15 protein-coding genes and 2 pseudogenes are annotated in these 16,260 nt (G+C 73.1%); 8 read left to right on the forward strand and 9 right to left on the reverse strand.

Translation table 11 applies throughout. The annotated features are described in order from the left end of the window. Positions 1 to 59: 59 nt before the first annotated feature. Positions 60 to 1,346, forward strand: coding sequence for an HNH endonuclease signature motif containing protein (locus tag Val02_RS05815; RefSeq protein ID WP_203897837.1), 1,287 nt, complete (start codon positions 60 to 62; stop codon positions 1,344 to 1,346). A gap of 96 nt (positions 1,347 to 1,442) precedes the next feature. After that, a pseudogene (locus Val02_RS48640) lies at positions 1,443 to 1,742 on the forward strand (nuclease-related domain-containing protein); the annotation flags it as partial. A 57-nt stretch (positions 1,743 to 1,799) separates the two neighbouring features. Here the strand turns inward: Val02_RS48640 and Val02_RS47155 are convergent. The 3 genes from Val02_RS47155 to Val02_RS05830 all read right to left on the reverse strand — a co-directional run bounded on the left by Val02_RS47155 (position 1,800) and on the right by Val02_RS05830 (position 4,020). Then, entirely contained in the window at positions 1,800 to 1,949 is a 150-nt protein-coding gene (locus Val02_RS47155; protein ID WP_239152446.1) for a hypothetical protein, read from the reverse strand. 311 nt (positions 1,950 to 2,260) lie between these two features. Continuing rightward, the gene (locus Val02_RS05825) at positions 2,261 to 3,655 is read right to left on the reverse strand and encodes a permease prefix domain 1-containing protein (RefSeq protein ID WP_203897838.1); all 1,395 of its coding nucleotides are present in this window, start codon (positions 3,653 to 3,655) and stop codon (positions 2,261 to 2,263) included. After that, positions 3,652 to 4,020 (reverse strand): PadR family transcriptional regulator, encoded by a 369-nt coding sequence (locus Val02_RS05830; protein ID WP_203897839.1) that lies wholly within the window; start codon positions 4,018 to 4,020, stop codon positions 3,652 to 3,654. The genes Val02_RS05825 and Val02_RS05830 overlap by 4 nt, the downstream gene beginning before the upstream one ends. Positions 4,021 to 4,092: 72 nt before the next feature. Between Val02_RS05830 and Val02_RS05835 the strand changes: the two genes are divergently transcribed. Beyond that, on the forward strand, positions 4,093 to 5,337 hold the full coding sequence (locus tag Val02_RS05835) for an Hsp70 family protein (RefSeq protein ID WP_239152448.1): 1,245 nt from the start codon (positions 4,093 to 4,095) through the stop codon (positions 5,335 to 5,337). Between the two features lie 10 nt (positions 5,338 to 5,347). Then, a complete protein-coding gene (locus Val02_RS05840) occupies positions 5,348 to 5,860 on the forward strand; it encodes a hypothetical protein (protein WP_203897841.1) in 513 nt (170 codons plus the stop codon). On the opposite strand, the gene Val02_RS05845 is transcribed toward Val02_RS05840, so the two are convergent. Together Val02_RS05845 and Val02_RS05850 are read right to left on the reverse strand one after the other, a co-directional pair. After that, complete coding sequence (locus Val02_RS05845; protein ID WP_203897842.1) at positions 5,861 to 6,514, reverse strand: class I SAM-dependent methyltransferase; 654 nt, start codon at positions 6,512 to 6,514, stop codon at positions 5,861 to 5,863. Then, on the reverse strand, positions 6,511 to 6,936 hold the full coding sequence (locus tag Val02_RS05850) for a DUF1801 domain-containing protein (RefSeq protein WP_239152450.1): 426 nt from the start codon (positions 6,934 to 6,936) through the stop codon (positions 6,511 to 6,513). Before Val02_RS05850 ends, Val02_RS05845 begins: the two co-directional genes overlap by 4 nt. A gap of 107 nt (positions 6,937 to 7,043) precedes the next feature. On the opposite strand from Val02_RS05850, the gene Val02_RS05855 reads away from it, so the two are divergent. Beyond that, a complete protein-coding gene (locus Val02_RS05855) occupies positions 7,044 to 7,469 on the forward strand; it encodes a nuclear transport factor 2 family protein (protein WP_203897843.1) in 426 nt (141 codons plus the stop codon). On the opposite strand, the gene Val02_RS05860 is transcribed toward Val02_RS05855, so the two are convergent. Continuing rightward, entirely contained in the window at positions 7,466 to 9,367 is a 1,902-nt protein-coding gene (locus Val02_RS05860; protein WP_373317858.1) for a penicillin acylase family protein, read from the reverse strand. The two genes, Val02_RS05855 and Val02_RS05860, sit on opposite strands and share 4 nt — an antisense overlap. A 93-nt stretch (positions 9,368 to 9,460) precedes the next feature. Further along, positions 9,461 to 12,589 (reverse strand): annotated as a pseudogene (locus Val02_RS05865) (efflux RND transporter permease subunit); the annotation flags it as partial. Positions 12,590 to 12,729: 140 nt separating this feature from the next. On the opposite strand from Val02_RS05865, the gene Val02_RS05870 reads away from it, so the two are divergent. The 3 genes from Val02_RS05870 to Val02_RS05880 all read left to right on the forward strand — a co-directional run bounded on the left by Val02_RS05870 (position 12,730) and on the right by Val02_RS05880 (position 13,912). Then, entirely contained in the window at positions 12,730 to 13,197 is a 468-nt protein-coding gene (locus tag Val02_RS05870; protein ID WP_203897845.1) for a MarR family winged helix-turn-helix transcriptional regulator, read from the forward strand. 22 nt (positions 13,198 to 13,219) lie between these two features. Beyond that, complete coding sequence (locus Val02_RS05875) at positions 13,220 to 13,486, forward strand: hypothetical protein (RefSeq protein ID WP_203897846.1); 267 nt, start codon at positions 13,220 to 13,222, stop codon at positions 13,484 to 13,486. A 102-nt stretch (positions 13,487 to 13,588) separates the two neighbouring features. Further along, the gene (locus tag Val02_RS05880; RefSeq protein ID WP_203897847.1) at positions 13,589 to 13,912 is read left to right on the forward strand and encodes a hypothetical protein; all 324 of its coding nucleotides are present in this window, start codon (positions 13,589 to 13,591) and stop codon (positions 13,910 to 13,912) included. On the opposite strand, the gene Val02_RS05885 is transcribed toward Val02_RS05880, so the two are convergent. Both Val02_RS05885 and Val02_RS05890 read right to left on the reverse strand, forming a co-directional pair. Then, positions 13,882 to 14,793 (reverse strand): alpha/beta fold hydrolase, encoded by a 912-nt coding sequence (locus Val02_RS05885; RefSeq protein WP_203897848.1) that lies wholly within the window; start codon positions 14,791 to 14,793, stop codon positions 13,882 to 13,884. The two genes, Val02_RS05880 and Val02_RS05885, sit on opposite strands and share 31 nt — an antisense overlap. Positions 14,794 to 14,813: 20 nt before the next feature. After that, positions 14,814 to 16,214: an MFS transporter gene (locus Val02_RS05890; RefSeq protein ID WP_203897849.1), complete on the reverse strand. Its 1,401-nt coding sequence runs from the start codon at positions 16,212 to 16,214 to the stop codon at positions 14,814 to 14,816. Positions 16,215 to 16,260 lie beyond the last annotated feature (46 nt).

A 16,260-nucleotide genomic window follows, 5' to 3' on the forward strand; every position in this document is an offset into this window, starting at 1 on the left:
CGCCTTCAGATGGCGAAAATGGGAAGCGATCACTGCAACACCTGTACGAAAATGAACGGGTGCTGGAGGCGGTAGAACAGACCGAACGCGAGATGGCGTCGTATGTTGACGCCGATCCCGTCTATCTGTCCACAATGGACCTCATCCACAGCGTCAAAACCGTCGCACAGATCCAAACCTGGGCCGCCCTTCTCCTCGCCCGCCTCGTCCACGAGGCCCAAGGCCGCGGCATCCCCCGCCGACTCGGCGCCACCGGCGCCACCGAATGGCTGCGCGACACCACCCTGATGAGCAACCCCGCCGCCGCCCGCACCGTCCGCCTCGGCAAAGCCCTGGACACCCACGCCACCCTTCGCCGGGCCGCCCTCCTGGGCCGCACCACCGACGAGCAGACCGCCACCATCGCCGCCGTCATCGACACCCTGACCACGGTCGAGATCACCCCGACCGTCGACGACCCGTCCACCCGGATCGCGCCCGAGGTCCTGGCCAAGGCGGCGGACAAGCTGATCGACCTGGCCGCCGAGTTGGAGCCGCACACCCTCCAGGCAGCGGGCGAGCGGATCGTCGCCCACGTCGCCCCGGAAGTGCAGGACCGGGCCGACGAAGCCGCGTTGAAACGGCTCGACGCCTCCGCCCACGCCCTACGCCGGCTGCACCTGTCGCCGCGCGACGGCGGACGGGTGCGGATCTCCGGCTGGCTCGACACCGAAGCCGCCGCCCACGTATCCGCCGCCCTGGACCCGCTGTCCAAACCGCTACCCAGCGACGACGGACCCGACCCGCGCACCGCCGGACAACGCCGCGCCGACGCCCTCGTCGAGGTATGTCAACACGCCGCCACCGCCCCGTCCGACAGCCTCGCCGAACGACCCACCGTCGTCGTCACCGTCGCCTACGACACCCTCAAGCGGCAGCTCGGCATCGGCTCCTTCGACCTCGGCGGCCACCTGCACCCCGAAACGGTCCGGCGACTGGCCTGCGACGCGCACATCATCCCCGCCGTCCTCGACGGCGCCGGACAGCCGCTCGACGTCGGACGCTCCAAACGCCTCGTCACCGGCGCCCTGCGCCACGCGGTCATCCTCGGCGACGGCGGATGCGCCTTCCCCGGATGCTCACGACCCGCCAGGTGGACACAGGCACACCACATCGTCCACTGGCAGGACGGCGGCCCGACCTCCCTCGCGAATTCGGTCCTCCTGTGCGGCTACCACCACCGCCTCATCCACCGGCGCACCTGGCACGTCCGCATCGCGGCAGACGGACTACCCGAATTCGTCCCACCCGCCTACATCGACCCGCAACGACAACCACGCCGCAACATCTACCACCGGAGGCCCTGACCGGACGCGACGAAGACCGCCCTGTCCGTCCACTATGGACAGTCTTCCGGACGACCGCCCGGGCCGCGTGAGCCCCGACCGGGACGCCGGCCCCGGCTGCGGTCACGACTTCCCGCCGACGGGCGGTACCGGGCGTGGTCGAACCTCGCTTTCGTCGGGCCGAGCGGCCATCCGCACGAGATCGACCTCCTGGTGGCGACACCCGTCGGGCCGGTCCTGGTCGAGTTCAGCGCGGTCGAGGGACGGGTCGCCGCCGACGGGGACACCTGGCGGGTGCGCTTCGGCAGCCGCGTGGAGGTGGTGGACAGTCCGGCGCTCCTCGCCGGCTTCAAGGCCGCGGAGCTGACGTCCCTGTTGCGTGCGGTCGATCCCGGGCTGCCGCCGGTGCGGCCGGTGGTGTTGCTGACCCGTCCGGAGGCCCGTCCGTGGGCGGGCGACCGTCGGGTCGACCGTCTACTCCTCGGACCCCGGATCCGCCTTTCCCGAGCTGGGCGACGTGCTGCTCGACCCGTCCGCCGCGGACGGGACGGTCTCCGCGCGCACGGCGGACGCGTTCGCCGCGGTGCCGACCGCGCCCACCGACCGGTGGAGCCTCGTGGACACGTGGCGCTTCGCGGGCAGGCCCGTGCGCATCGACCGGGCGTGGCAGGACCGCGAGGCGTGGAGCACCGTCCTGGACAAGAAGCTGCGCCGCGTGCGGCTCTACCCGGTCGCCCCGCACGCGGACGCGGCCACGCCGGAGCGGGGCCCGGCGTGCCGTCGAGGCCGAAGCGGCCGTGCTGCGTCGGATCGCGCATCCCGGGATCGTCAGGCCGGACGAGGTGGCGACCCACGAGTTGGCCCGGCGCTGCTGTTCCACCGCGACACCCGTCCGGGCCCGGTGGGGCGCCGGACGGGTGCGCTCGCCCACCGACCTACTCGAAGCCGAAGAGCGGCGGGAAGAGCAGGACGACCGCCCAGGCCCAGGCCGCGTAGACCGGGACGTAGGACGTCTGCCAGCGTTCCATCCGGGCGAACGGCATGCGCCCCCGCACGAACCCGATCAGCAGCCACGCCGACCACCCCAGGTTCGCCAGCAGGATCAGGTTCTCCCCGAGGGCGGCGGTCTTGTTGGGCGTGAACCCCCACGTGGTGATCCGCCCGGTGATCGCCGCCAGCACCAGCGCGTCGATGACGAGCGCACTCACGACGAGCACGAACTGCATCCGGTCGAAGAGCCCCACCGGCGCGGCCGGGTCCCGGGCCGAGATCGAGTACAGCAGCATCCCGAGCACGACCACCAGCAGCAGGTCGAACAGGATGAGCGCGTCGCGTTCGACGTCGATGCCGCGCGCCGTCCAGACGACGCCGCCGAGGAACGCCAGCAGCACCACCGCGAACAGCGGGGTGAAGACGCGGGTGAGCACCGGCGCCATGTTCTCGATGACGCTCTGTTTGGCCTCGACCAGCCAGGCCGCCACGATGACCGCCGCGGCGGCGCCGCAGGGCAGCAGCCACTGCGAGATGAAGTCCTCGGGATCGATGTCGATCGCGTTGAACACGCCGGCCGTGAACGCCGTCAGCACGCCGCCGCCCATGCCCAGCAGGCTGAAGTAGATGAACCACTCGCCGGTGAACCGGATGAAGTCCATCCGCCGCCGGTCGGAGCGCCACTGCCCGCCGGTGTACGCGATGCCGACCACGAGCCACAGCGCGAGCGGCAGGTGGATGGCGGTCAACACCAGGGACTGCGTCGGTTCGTCCTCGGGGTCGGTGGAGCCGCCGAGCGGGTAGGCGTTGGCGGCCACGGCACCGACCACGAACAGCGCCGCGACGGCCGCGATCGTGCGCCACCCGGCCCGGCGCTGCCAGCAGAAGTACCCGGCGAGCGGCGGAAGCGCGAACAGGCTCAGGTTGCGCAGGTAGAACGACGCGCTGTCGTCATCGTCCATCGACGCGCCGAGCCAGCCCGGCAGCTTGACGGCCAGCGCCGCGAGCGCCGCGCAGAGGATCATGACGGGCAGCTCGCGCCGGGTGCGCGCGGCGGCGGGCGCGTCCGGTTCGGCGGGGAGCACCAGCTGCTTCCAGAGGCGTTCGGAGTGCTCGCGGGCGAACTCCCGGGACAGCTCGTCGAGGCTGCCCATCCGCTTGACGGCGATGAGGAACGCCTCGTCGTCGCTCAGGCCGGCCTCGTGCAGTTCGGTGATCCGGTCGCGGAGGTGGTCCTCCAGCTCCTCGGCGTCGGTCTTGTGCAGCTCGCGCCGGCGTCGCATGTAGGAGCGCCACTCGCCGATCTGGCTCTCCAGCCGTTCGTTGCTGTCCACGGTCATGCCGTCCCGCCTTCGAGGGCGATGGGCGGGAGCACCGCGGTGCGGCTCCACACGCCGTGCAGGGCGTCGACGACGGCGGCCCACTGGCGGCGCTGTTCGGCCAGCTCGGCCCGGCCCTGCGCGGTGATGCGGTAGTACTTGCGCCGCCGGCCGCCCTCGGGGCTCTGCCAGTCGGACTCGACGTGGCCGAGCCGTTCGAGGCGGTGCAGCAGGGGGTAGAGCAGGCCGTCGGTCCACTCCAGGTTGCCGCCGGAGAGCTCGTTGACCTGCTTGAGGATGGCGTATCCGTAACTCTCGCCGTCGGCCAGGATCCCCAGGACGAGCGGGGTCGCCGAGGCCGCGACGAGGTCCTTCGTGATGTACACGTGGGCCTCTCTATACCTAGAACTGCAATACATAGTAGTTCTAGGTATCAGCCCCGTGCAACGATGTCCGGCGTGTATGTCCTGGGGATCGACGTCGGCACGTCGCACACCGTGGCCGTGGCGCGCACCCCGGACGGGCGGGTGCGCCCGCTGCTGTTCGACGGCTCGCCGCTGCTGCCCTCGGCCGTCTACGCCGACGGGACCACGCTCCTCGTCGGCCGCGACGCGGTGGCGAGCGCCAAGCGGGAGCCGGCCCGGTTCGAGCCGCACCCGAAACGGCGGGTCGACGAGGGCAGCGTCCTGCTCGGCGAGCGCGAGGTCTCCGTCGTGGAGCTGCTTGCGGCGGTGCTGCGCCGGGTCGACGACGAGTGGACGCGGGTGATCGGCTCCGCCCGGCCGTCGGTCGTGCTCACCGTTCCGGCGACGTGGGGTGCGCACCGGCGCGACGTGCTGCTCGCCGCCGCGCGGGCCGCCGGGTACGCGCGCGTGCACCTGGTGCCGGAGCCGGTCGCGGCGGCCACGTACTTCGCGGAGATCCTGGGCGAGGCCTTCCCCGTCGGCTCCGTCCTGGCGATCCACGACGTCGGTGCGGGAACGTCCGACGTGAGCCTGGTTGCCCGTTCCCCCGAGAATTTCGAGGTGGTGGGGACGGCCGGTGCGGACGTCGGCGGCATCGACCTCGACGCGGCCGTCGTCGACGACCTCAAACGGCGACACGCCCATCCCGCCTGGGAACGGCTCACCCGGCCGCGCACCGTCGCCGAGCGCCGCGCCGCGCGGCTGCTCTGGGACGACGTCCGCACCGCCAAGGAACGCCTGTCCCGCAACACCTCCGCGGACGTCCACGTCCCGCTCGTCGACGCCGACGCCCACCTGACCCGCGACGAACTGGAAACCCTTGCCACGCCGACGATCGCGGCCTCGATCGCGCTGACCACCCGGCTCGTCGAACGCCTCGACCGGCCGCTCGCCGGCGTCTTCCTGGTCGGCGGCACGAGCCGGCTGCCGCTGCTCGGCACGCTGCTCTTCCAGGCGCTGGGCCGGGCGCCGGTGGTGCTCGAACAGCCGGAGACCGTGGTCGCCGAGGGCAGCATCCGGCACGCGCCGCAGACGGAGGCGCCGGCGAGCGCGCCGATGCCGGAGGTCCGGCGGGGGAGGCGGCCGTGGCTGCGCCTCGCCGGCGTCGCCGCCGCGCTGCCGGTCGCCGCCGGCGCGGTGCTCGCCGTCGCGGGCGCGGTCGTCGGCGTGATCCTGGTCGGCATCGTGCTGTGGAGCGTCCTGACCGGCCAGGGCTGGATCCCCGATCTCGTTTTCTAGGATCTGCGGCGTGCGTGACGACGAGATCCTCGCCGCCGCCCGCGCGGACGCGGGCCTGCGGGAGCTGTTGCGGGAGTTCGACTTCGATCTGGAACGGGTGGCCGACGGCCCGGTCGAACGGGTCCGGTTCCCCGGCGACCCGACCTGGGAGATGATCGCCGGCGACGCGTCCGGCGGGGCGTTCCTGCGGCTGGCGGACGGCGCGATCGTCTACGTCGGCTCGGAGGGCGAGGGCGGGCTCATCGCCCCGAACCTGCGCGCGGCGCTGGCCGCCGTCGTCGGCCTGCCCAGCATCCACGACGCGCTCTCCCAGCCGAACGACGACGAACTGGTGCGCTACCTCGTCGAGGCCGACGACGAGATCCGCGCGGACCGGCCGTCGCTGGACGAGGACCGGATCCGCGTGAAGAACGCGTTCGACCTGCCGCAGGCCGATCTGGCGGCGCTGCACCGCGCGGCGGCCGACGAGCGCTACCGCCCGATCAGCGCGGAGGGCGACGGGTACGGGTCGATGGCGCCCTGATCATCGGGAAAGCTCGCGGTAGTACGAGTGGACGGCCGGCTGGCCCGTGTAGTTGGGTCCGGCGCGGTCGTCCGCTCCCAGGTACCCGTACGGCAGTTGCACCGTCGCCGGGCCGGTGCGGGTGAGCCGGCGCCGCCGCGCGTCGTATGCGAAGCCCGCGGCGCGCAGGGCCGCCGTCAGCGGCCGTCCCGCGGGGCGACCGTCCAACAGGCGCACGGACGACAGATCCAGGTCGGCGACGAACCGCCCGGCCGGCGCGAGCCACGCGGCGACCCGCGCCAGCAGCCCGAGCTTGTCGCCCACGTAGTGCAGCCCGTGCACGCACGTCACCAGGTCGAACGCCCGCTCCGGCGCGAACGCGCGCACGTCCGCCTCGACCAGGCGCACCCCGGCCGGATGCGGCCCCGGCACGAAGGCGTCCACCAGGTCCACGCCGACGATCTCCACACCCGGCCGCGCCGCCTGCACGAGCGCGCGGCCGCTGCCGCAGCACAGGTCCAGCCATGCCGTCCCGGGCACCAGCCCCGCGGTCGGGTCGAACCCCAGCTCCTTGGCGTAGCTGTTGGGGCCGGCGAGCTGACGTTCGCGGTTCATGGCGTTGTTGGCCACCACCGAGGACCGGCTCAGGGTCTCATCGGAAAGCAGATCCGTCATTCCGCGCTGATCGTCCTGCCGTTGAGCGCGGCGAAGCCGTGCGCCACCAGTTCGCGCAGCACCGACTCGTCCACATCGGACAGTCGCTTGACGTACAGGCAGCCCTTGCCGGTGCTGTGCGGCCCGAGCCGGGCGAGCAGGTCGGCGTACCCGTCGAAGCCCGCCGAGACGTACAGCGTCAGCGCCTGCTTGCGCGGGGAGAGTCCCACGGCCATCCAGTCGCCCTCGCGGCCGGTGGCGTAGCGGTAGTGATACGTGCCGAAGCCGACGATGGCGGTGCCCCACATCGCCGGTTCCTCGCCGGTCACCTCGCTGATCAGGGCGCAGGCGGCCTGCGCGTCCGCCCGCCGCCGCGGGTCGGCCACCCCGGCGAGGAACTCGGCCACGCTGGACCCGGTGCGCTGCGTCTTCGGCTCGGCCACGCGTCCACCCTAGGGCCTCGCGCGTTTGCGTACTGACATTCGATGCGTGCCTTCCCGCGGGCGGCGCACGCGGTGGCACCGTTGGGACGGGTGCGGGAGAGGTGGAGATGGTGGGATACGACGTGGTCGCGCGGCTGTACGTCGACCTGACCCGGGGTGATCACGACGCGTTCGTGGGCGCGCTGGCCAGGGACGTCGAGTGGACGGTGCCGCCGGGGCTGCCGTACGCGGGCCTGCACGTCGGCCGCGACGCCGTGCGCGACGTCGTGCTCACGAGCGTGGAGTCGGAGTGGGACGGGTTCGCGGTGGTGCCGCAGGAGATCCACGACGCGGGCGACGTCGTGTTCGCGCTCGGCTACTACAGCGGCGTGCACCTCGCGACCGAACGCTTCATGCGGGCCCGGTTCGCCCACGTGTGGCGGTTCCGGGACGGGGTGCCGAGCCGGTTCGAGGCGGTGGTGGACACGCAGCCGATGGTGCGCGCGGCGGCGGCCGACCCGCAGGGACCACCCCGCCGGTCGCTGTGTGCCTAGGGCCCGTCGACCGGGATGAGCCTGCCGGCGGCCCACAGCGGCGTCTGGTCGCAGAAGTGCGCGTCGCCCGGGCGGCCGGACGCGCCGAACGGCACCACCCACCGGCTCGCCGCGCGGTCGCCGAGGTCCCACACGTAGCGCGCGACCGGCCCGCGCAGGCACCGGTCCGAGACGCCCGGCACCGACCCGGCCGCGCACACGCAGTCGTTGTCCCCGGACAGCGGCGTCACCGGCACGCCCGGAAAGTCGAGCACGTGCGTCTCGCCCCAGGCCCTCGGCCGGGTGGCGGCCACCTCGGCCAGCGCGGCGGCGGCCAGCGCGTCCAGGTCGGCGGCGAGGGCGGGCAGTCCGGCGGCGGCCCCGGCCACGACGGCCTCGAGCGCCACGCCGATCCGGGTCGCCGGGTCGGTCCACTGGTCGAAGTACGGGTCGAACCCGGTCGGGCGCCGCAGCGGCGCGATTGCCGGGTGGTCGGCCAGCCGTCGGGCCAGCGCCGCACGCCAGGCGGCGAAGGCACCCGCGTCGGTGCTGTCGGCCCGCATCGTGCCGTCCCAGGCGAGGATCCGGTCCCGCGGCGGCGACGGCGGCTGCCGGGCGAGCAGGCCGCGCAGCACCGTCGCGCCCAGCCATGCGTCGGCGTGCACCTCCTCCGACGCGGTGCCGGCCGCCAGCAGCGCGCGGATGCGCTCGCCGCGGTGCGGCGGGGCGAAGTCGGTGCCGAGGTCGGCGGTGTCGCCGGCGCGGCGTTCGTTGGCGTTGACGCGGGAGCCCTCGACCGGGCCGCCGGGCATGGGCCGGTAGCCGCGCCACGCGAATCGCGGCTCCCATGCGGGCACCGGACGGGACGTGTCGTCGCGGTCGGGGACGAGGCCCGCGACCCGCCACCGCACGGCGCCGGTGGTGTCGGCGACCAGCACGCTGTTGACCGGTTCGACCCAGTGGTCGAGCGCGGTCAGGACATCGTCGGCCGTCTTCGCGCGCAGGAGGGGGAGCAGGGCCTCGAAGCCGAGGCGTTCCTCGACCCGACAGGGCACGCGCAGGCTGAGGCCGTCGTCGACGAGCGGTCCGCGCGCGGTTTCCACGATCCGCGTGGGAACGTCGTCAGCGCCCCGCACCTCGATCAGTTCACTGTGGACGGTCACCGGCTCCCAGCCGTCGGCGCCCCGGGCGTGTCCGTCCCGCACATCCTCGACGTAGAGATCCTGGTAGTCGGCCGACGCGTTGGTGATGGCCCACGCCACCGAGCCGGCGTGCCCGAAGTGCGGCACCCCGGGCACCCCCGGAAAGGCGAGCCCCACCACGTCGAACTCCGGACAGGCGAGCCCCACCTGCTGGTACACGCCGGGCAGTTCGAGCGTGCGGTGCGGGTCGCCGGCGATGACCGGCGGGTCACCGGCGACCGCCCAGGCGTTGCTCCCCGGCCCGAACGGCTCCTCCCGCACGAACATCGGCAGCGCCGCCGCGCCGAGCGTGGACGCCACGTGCGCGCGCCACAGCTTGTTGGTGAACGTCCCGAAGACCAGGTGCCGCGCGAGGAACACGGCCAGCGGCGTCCACTCCGCCCAGTGCCCGTCGCCGTGCTCGACCGGCGTCTCCGCCAGCCCCGCGTTGACACCGTCCACATAGGACGCCAGCCAGGAACGGGTCGTCGCGTCGAGCCGGGCGTGGCAGCGGCGCGCCGTGTCGGCGATGCGGGCCCGGCGGGCGAACCGGTCCGCGGCCACGTACGCCGGTCCGAGCCGCGCGGCGGCGGTGCCCTCGGCGCTCCACCGCCCGAGCTCCAGCTGCCGGCCCCGGTCGGTGGCGGCGTTGTGCCCCTGGGCGTACGCCAGCTCCTCGACGGTGTCACCCCACAGGTGCGGAACGCCGTAGGAGTCCCGCCGCAGGGTCACGCTCATCCGCCGACTATGTCACACCCGGATCACCTGCTCCGTCGGCGACCGCGCGGCGGCCGCCGACGGAGCGTCCACAGTGGACGGCCGGGCTCAGCCGACGGGTACCTCATCCGGCCGCGGCGCCGGCTCCTCGACCGGGGTCGCGCGGCGGCGTTCCCGGCGGCGGCGCAGGCGCTCCTTGGTGTTCTCCACCATCGTGTAGAGCGTCGGCACCAGCACCAGCGTCAGCAGCGTGGAGCTGAGCAGGCCGCCGATCACCACGATCGCCAGCGGCTGCGAGATGAACCCGCCCCCGCCGGTGAGCCCGAGCGCCATCGGGACCAGCGCGAAGATCGTCGCGATGGCCGTCATCAGGATCGGGCGCAGCCGGCGCCGGCCGCCCTCGACCACGGCCTCCTGGATGCCCATGCCCTGCGCGCGGTACTGGTTGATCAGGTCCATCAGCACGATGGCGTTCGTGACGACGATGCCGACGAGCATCAGCACGCCGATCAGTGCCGGCACGCCGAGCGGCGTTCCGGTCACCAGGAGCAGCCCGATCGCGCCGGTCGCGGCGAACGGCACCGACACCAGCAGGACCAGCGGCTGCACCAGGCTGCGGAACGTGGCCACCATGATCAGGAACACGATCGCGATGGCGGCCAGGACGGCCATGCCCAGGTCGGCGAAGGCCTCCTGCTGATCCGCGCTCACCCCGCCGACGGTGAACGTCGCACCGCCCGGCAGGTCCAGCGCGTCCACGCGCTTCTGCAGTTCGGTGCTCGTGGCGCCCACGTCCGACCCGGTCGCCTTGCCCGTCACGCTCACGCTCGAACTGCCGTCGATGCGCGTCAGCGCCACCGGCCGCGCCACTTCCCTGATGTCGGCGAGGTCGTCCAGCGGCCGCACGCCGAGCGGCGTGGGCACCGGCAGGGCCTTCAGCCCGTCCACGTTCGCCGGCGGGGTGCCCAGGCGCAGCACCACGGCCTGCTGTTCGCCGTCGACGGTCACCTGCCCGAGCGGGCTGCCCCGGAACGCCGTCGCGACGAGCTGGCCGATCGCCTGTTCCGACAGCCCGTAGCGGGCCGCGGCCGCCCGGTCGACGGTCACCTCCACCCGCGGCACGTTGTCCGAACGCGACGTCTTCACGTCGGTCACGTCGGGCGTGCCCGCCATCGCGGCGCGCACCATCTCGGTCGCCTTCTCCAGCGAGTCCTGGTCCGGCGCGCGCACCACGATCTCCAGCTGGTCGGCGTTGAACCCGCTGCCGCCGCCCCCTTCGCCGAAGGTCAGTTCGCCGAGACCGGCCATCCCGTCGAACTTCTTCCGCAGGTCCGCCTCGACCTTCCCGGCGTCGGCGTCCTCGTCGAGCGCGATCGAATACGTGGCCTCGTTTGCGCCCGCGCCCCCGCCGGCGAACGGGTTCCCGCCGCCCCCGCCGACCGTCGCCTGGTACGACTTCACGCCGTCGGTGTCGGCGAGCACGCCCTCGACCTTCTTCGCGGCGGCGTCGGTGCCGGCGAGGCCGGTGCCGATCGGCAGCTTCTGCGTGATGGCCAGGGTGTCCTCGCCGGACTGGTCGATGAAGTTCGTCTCCAGCCGGGACGCGAGCCCGAACGTGCCGACGAGGACCAGCAGCCCGATGGCGAGCGTGGCGACGCGGCGCTTCGTGGCGAAGCGGATCACCGGCAGGTAGGCGCGCTGCAGCGGGCTGCGCAGCTCCTTCTCCTCCGCGATCCGCCGCACCTGCTCGGCGTCCCCCTTCGGCGGCTTGAGGAACCAGTACGCCAGCACCGGGATGATCGTCAGCGACACGAGCAGCGAGGCGAGCAGCGCCACGGCCACCGTCACGGCGAACGGCGCGAACAGCTGCCCCACGAACCCGCCCACCAGCGCGATCGGCGCGAACACGGCCACGGTCGTCAGCGTCGAGGCGACCACCGCGCCGCTGACCTCCCGCACGCCGTCGAGGATCGCGTCGCGCTTGTCCTCGCCGTAGCCGAGGTGCCGCTTGATGTTCTCCAGCACCACGATCGAGTCGTCGACGACCCGGCCGACGGCGATGGTGAGGGCGCCGAGCGTCAGGAGGTTCAACGAGTAGTCGGCGAACCGCAGCGCGATCAGCGCGACCAGGACCGACAGCGGGATGGAGACCGCCGTGACGATCGTCGAGCGCAGCGAGAGCAGGAAGACGAGGATGACCAGCACGGCCATCGCGAGCCCGAGCAGGCCCTCCGTGGTGAGTCCCTCGATGGAACGCTCCACGAACGGCGCCTGGTCGAAGATGACGGTCAGCTTCGCGTCGCCGCCGAGCTTCTTCTCCAGGTCGGCCAGCCGGTCGCGGACCTCCTCGGAGATGGCCACCGCGTTGCCGTCCGGGCTGGCCGTGATGGAGATGCCGAGGCTCGGCGTGCCGTTGGTGCGGGTCAGCGAGGTGGCCGGGGCGAGCTGCCGTTCGACGGTCGCGACGTCGCCGAGGCGCACCGGCGCGGGCAGCGGCGCCCCGGCCGGCACGAGGTAGAGGTCGCGCAGGTCCTCCAGGGTGGCGATGCGCGTGCCCACCTGGACGGCGAGCGTCTTGTCCCCGGAGGCGACCGCGCCGGCCGGGACCGCGACGCCGTTGACCCGCAGGGTGTTGCCGATCGCGCTCGCGTCGGCCTTGGCGGCCGCCAGCTTCGCGACGTCCGGCGTGATCACCACGTTCCGGGTCCGCGCGCCGGTCACGGCCACCTCGCGCACGCCCTCGATCTCTTTCAGCTCGGGAACGGTGGATCGTTCGAGCTGCTCGGCGAAGGCCCGCTCGTCCCCGGGGGAAGCCGCGGCGAGCACGATCGCCGGGAAGTCGTCGGTGCTGCCGGCGAAGACGCTGGGATCGACGCCCTCGGGCAGCTGCGCGTCGACGCGGTTGAGCGCGCTCTGCAGCTTCGACACGGCGTCGTCCAGATCGGTGCCGAACTCGAACTCGACCTGCACCGTCGCGAAGCCCTCGCGCGACGTGGAGGTGACCCCGCTCAGCCCGGGAACGCCCTGGATCGCCGTCTCGATCGGCACGGTGACCTGTTCCTCGACGATGTCCGGAGACGCGCCGGCGTAGGCCGCTGAGATGAACGCCGCCGGGAACTCCAGCGACGGCAGCAGCTGCTGCTTGAGCGCGGGCACGGTGATCAGGCCGAAGACGGCCACGATCAGCGCACCGAGCGCCACGAGTGAACGGTTGGCCAGGCTGAACCTGGCGAAGAACGACATGACCGGCGATCCCCCAGAAGGTTAGTCTTCGCCGAACAGTTTGCCTCATCCGTAGTATTGCCCAGGGACGGGGTCGGCGGTGTACGTTCCCGTAACACGGCTGAGAACGGGCTGAGAATGCTGGGAAAGGGGCGGGCACCTTGACCGTCCGGGCGGACCTGACCGCGCGGATCGTCGCGACGCAGGATCGCCTCCAACGACTGCTCGCCGCCGATCCCGCCAACCCGCTGATGCGTTCGACGCTGACGATGCAGCAGCTCAAGGCGCTGCTCGTGGTCTCCCAGACCGACGGTGCCGCCGGGCAGGACCTGGCCGCCGCGATGGGCGTGGGCCTGGCGACCGTCACCGGCATCGTGGACCGCCTGGTCGCCGCCGGCATGGTCGAACGCCGCGAGGACCCGAAGGACCGCCGGGTGCGCCGGGTGCTGCTCACCGACGCCGGCCGCCGGACGGTCGACGGCATCGTGACCGCCGGCCGCCTGGGCCTGGTGACCCTCCTCGACCGCCTCGCCGAGGACGACCTGGCCGTCGTCGAACACGCGATGCAACTGCTGACCGCGGCCGCGGAGCAGAACGCCTGCGCGCCACCGGCCCCCCACCGCGCTTGACCGGCCGGGCCATCCTGGGCCGGTGCGCTACACCCGCGAGGAACGCGGCGAGATGGCCGTCGCCGGCAGCCTCCTGTACGGAATGGTGCTGATCTTCCCGGCCTCCTACGTCGCGTGGCGCTCCGACGGCGACCTCTGGTGGATGGCGCTGGTGCCGGTGACCCTGGGCGCGCTGCTGGGCTTCGTGTTCCCCGGACCGCTGCTGCGCCTCAGCGGCGACCGGCGATCCCGGGGCGGCGACGACGTGGACGTCGACCTCCCGGACGGCGACAGCGGCAGCGGCGACTGAACGGGCCCGGCCTCAAGTGGTGGGGACATCCGCAGCTCATTCCTCGCGATGACCTGCGTTACGCCCCACCACTCGCTTGACGGGCCGCGCCACCCTGGCCGTGTGCGCTACGACTGGGAGACCCGCGGCGACCTGGTGCTGATCGGCGGATTCCTGTACGGCTTCGTGCTGCTCTGCCCGGTCGGCCTCGTCGCCGCGACGGTGGACGAGCCGCCGTGGTGGTACGTGTTCCTGCCGGTGGCGCTCGGCGCGCTGCTGGCGTTCCTGTTCCCCGGGCCGCTGCTGCGGTTCCTGGACGAGGAGCCGGGGCCGGTGTGGCGCCGCGCCCGCCCCGACGAGGAGTGGGGCGCAGGCCTCCCGGAGCACGGTGGCACCGACTCCGGCGGCGACGGCGGTCACGACTTCGGCGGCGACGGCGGGGACTGAGGCTCCGCCAGGAATTCCTCGATGCGGCGGGCAAGTTCCGCGGGGTTGTCCTCGGCGATGTGGTGGCCCGCCTCGATCGGCCCGCCCCGCAGGTCCGGCGCCCAGTCGCGCCACACGGCGAGCGGATCGCCGTACAGGTCGGCGAGGTCGTCGCGGGTCGCCCACATGACCAGCGTCGGGCAGGAGATCACCCGCCCGGCCGCGCGGTCGGCGTCGTCGTGCGCGCGGTCGACGGTCATGCCGGCGCGGTAGTCCTCCATCATCGCGTGCACCGTGTCGGGGTCGTGGATCGCGCGGCGGTAGTCGGCGTAGTTCTCGGCGCCGAGGTCCTCCTCGCGCGCGAGGTACCAGGCGTCCGGGTCGGCGTTGATGACGCGTTCCGCCGGCTTCCTCGTCTGCGCGAAGAAGAACCAGTGCCACCACTCCCGGGCGAACCGGGCGTCGGCGCGGCGCAGCGCCTCACCGATCGGCACGGCGTCGAGGACGGTGAGGCGTTCGACGCGGTCGGGGTGGTCGAGCGCGGTGCGCAGCGCCACGTAGGCGCCCCGGTCGTGTCCGACGACGGCGAACCGGTCGTGCCCCAGGGCGGTCACCAGCGCCGCGACGTCGGCGGCCATCGCCCGCTTCGAGTGCGGTTCGTGGTCCACAGTGGACGGTGGCTTGTCGGACTGCCCGTAGCCGCGCAGGTCCGGGCAGATGACGGTGTGCCGCCGCGCCAGCAGGGGCGCGACGGCGTACCAGGTCGTGTGCGTGCGGGGATGACCGTGCAGCAGGACGACGGGTGGGCCGTCGCCGGGGTCCTCGGCGGCACGGTGGCGCACCCGCAGGCGCAGCCCGTTGCCGACGTCGATCCGGTCCAGTGCGAAGCCCTCGAAGAACATGCGGGCCGGTTACCCCAAGATCAGTGCGCCGAAGCGGGTGCCCGCACCTCGGCCGGGGCCGTCTCGCGGACCAGCGCCAGGACCAGCAGCCCACCGACGACGCCGAACCCGGCCGCCACCAGATACGCGTGATCGAGCGCGGTCGCGTAGGCCGCCCGCGGCCCACCGGCCGGGTGCCCCTCGACGCCGTCGCGGAAGACCAGGCCCAGCACGGCCACGCCGAGCGCGTACCCCAGCTGCCGGAACGTGTTCAGCGCGCCCGCCGCCATCCCCCCGCGTTCGGCGGGAACGGAGGCCATCACGGCGGAACTGAGCACCGGGATCGACACCCCGACGCCGATCCCGCCGACGACCAGCCCGGGCAGCACCGCCCACGCGTCGGACGACGCGTCCAGGACGGCCTGCGCGGCGGAGCCCGCGGCGACGAGCAGCAGCCCGACGCCGATCGGCAGCCGTGGCGCGACGTTCGCCAGGAACCGCCCGGACAGCCCGGACGACACGAACGCCGCGGCCGCCATGGGCACGAGCGCCGCCCCGGCCCGCACCGGCCCGAGGCCCAGCACCTGCTGCAGCCACACCGACGTGTACGCGAGGATCGCGAACGCCGACGCCATGAGCAGCGCCCCGGCGAGCATCACGGCGACGAACGACGGCCGCCGGAACAGCGCCAGGTCCAGCATCGGCTGCGGCCGTCGGTTCTCCACGACCACGAACGCCACCGACGCACACGCGGCCACCGCGAAGGCGAGCAGTGTCCGCCCGGCGGTGAACCCGCGGTCGCCGGCCTCGATCAGCCCGTACGTGAGCGCACCGGCGGCCGCGGTGAAGAAGAGCATCCCCCACGGATCGGGCCGCGCCCCGTCGGCCCGCCGGGACTCGGCCACCACGGCCAGCGTCAGCACCACGGTGATCACGCTGACCGGCAGGTTGACCAGGAAGATGGCGCGCCAGTCGAGATGTTCGGTCAGCAGCCCGCCGAGGATCGGCCCGGCCGCGGCGGCCGCCCCGTTGACGGCCCCCCACACCCCGAACGCCATCCCGCGGTCCCGGCCCCGGTACGTGCTGTTGAGCAGCGCCATCGTCGTGGCGAACATGGCCGCGCCGCCGAGCCCCTGCGCGGCGCGGGCGGCGATGAGCGTGGCCGCGTTCGGGGCGAGCCCGCACGCCAGCGAGGCCAGCGCGAAGAAGAGCAGCCCGGCGACGTACACCCGCCGTCGCCCGAGCAGGTCGGCGAGCGAACCCGCCCCGAGCAGCAGCGCCGCGAGCGCGAGCGCGTAAACGTCCATCACCCACTGCAGCTCGGAGAAGGACGCCTTGAGATCACCCGCCATGTCGGGCAGGGCGACGGTCACGATCGTGACGTCGACGAGGAGCATGAACGCCCCGAGACAGACCGCCACCAGCGGCCACCATTTGCGCATGGGCCGAACGATGACCGATCTTGCGCGCGAACTCCCAACCAAGAGC

It is taken from the genome of Virgisporangium aliadipatigenens (genome assembly GCF_016863615.1).
In the GTDB taxonomy this organism is placed as follows: Bacteria; Actinomycetota; Actinomycetes; order Mycobacteriales; family Micromonosporaceae; genus Virgisporangium; species Virgisporangium aliadipatigenens.

Coding starts and splice junctions, on each gene's coding strand:
- Val02_RS05825 (WP_203897838.1), bottom strand. CDS start 3,655: ATGACCGTGGACAGCAACGAACGGCTGGAGAGCCAGATCGGCGAGTGG.
- Val02_RS05890 (WP_203897849.1), bottom strand. CDS start 16,214: ATGCGCAAATGGTGGCCGCTGGTGGCGGTCTGTCTCGGGGCGTTCATG.
- Val02_RS05860 (WP_373317858.1), bottom strand. CDS start 9,367: ATGAGCGTGACCCTGCGGCGGGACTCCTACGGCGTTCCGCACCTGTGG.
- Val02_RS05845 (WP_203897842.1), bottom strand. CDS start 6,514: ATGACGGATCTGCTTTCCGATGAGACCCTGAGCCGGTCCTCGGTGGTG.
- Val02_RS05855 (WP_203897843.1), top strand. CDS start 7,044: ATGGTGGGATACGACGTGGTCGCGCGGCTGTACGTCGACCTGACCCGG.
- Val02_RS05885 (WP_203897848.1), bottom strand. CDS start 14,793: ATGTTCTTCGAGGGCTTCGCACTGGACCGGATCGACGTCGGCAACGGG.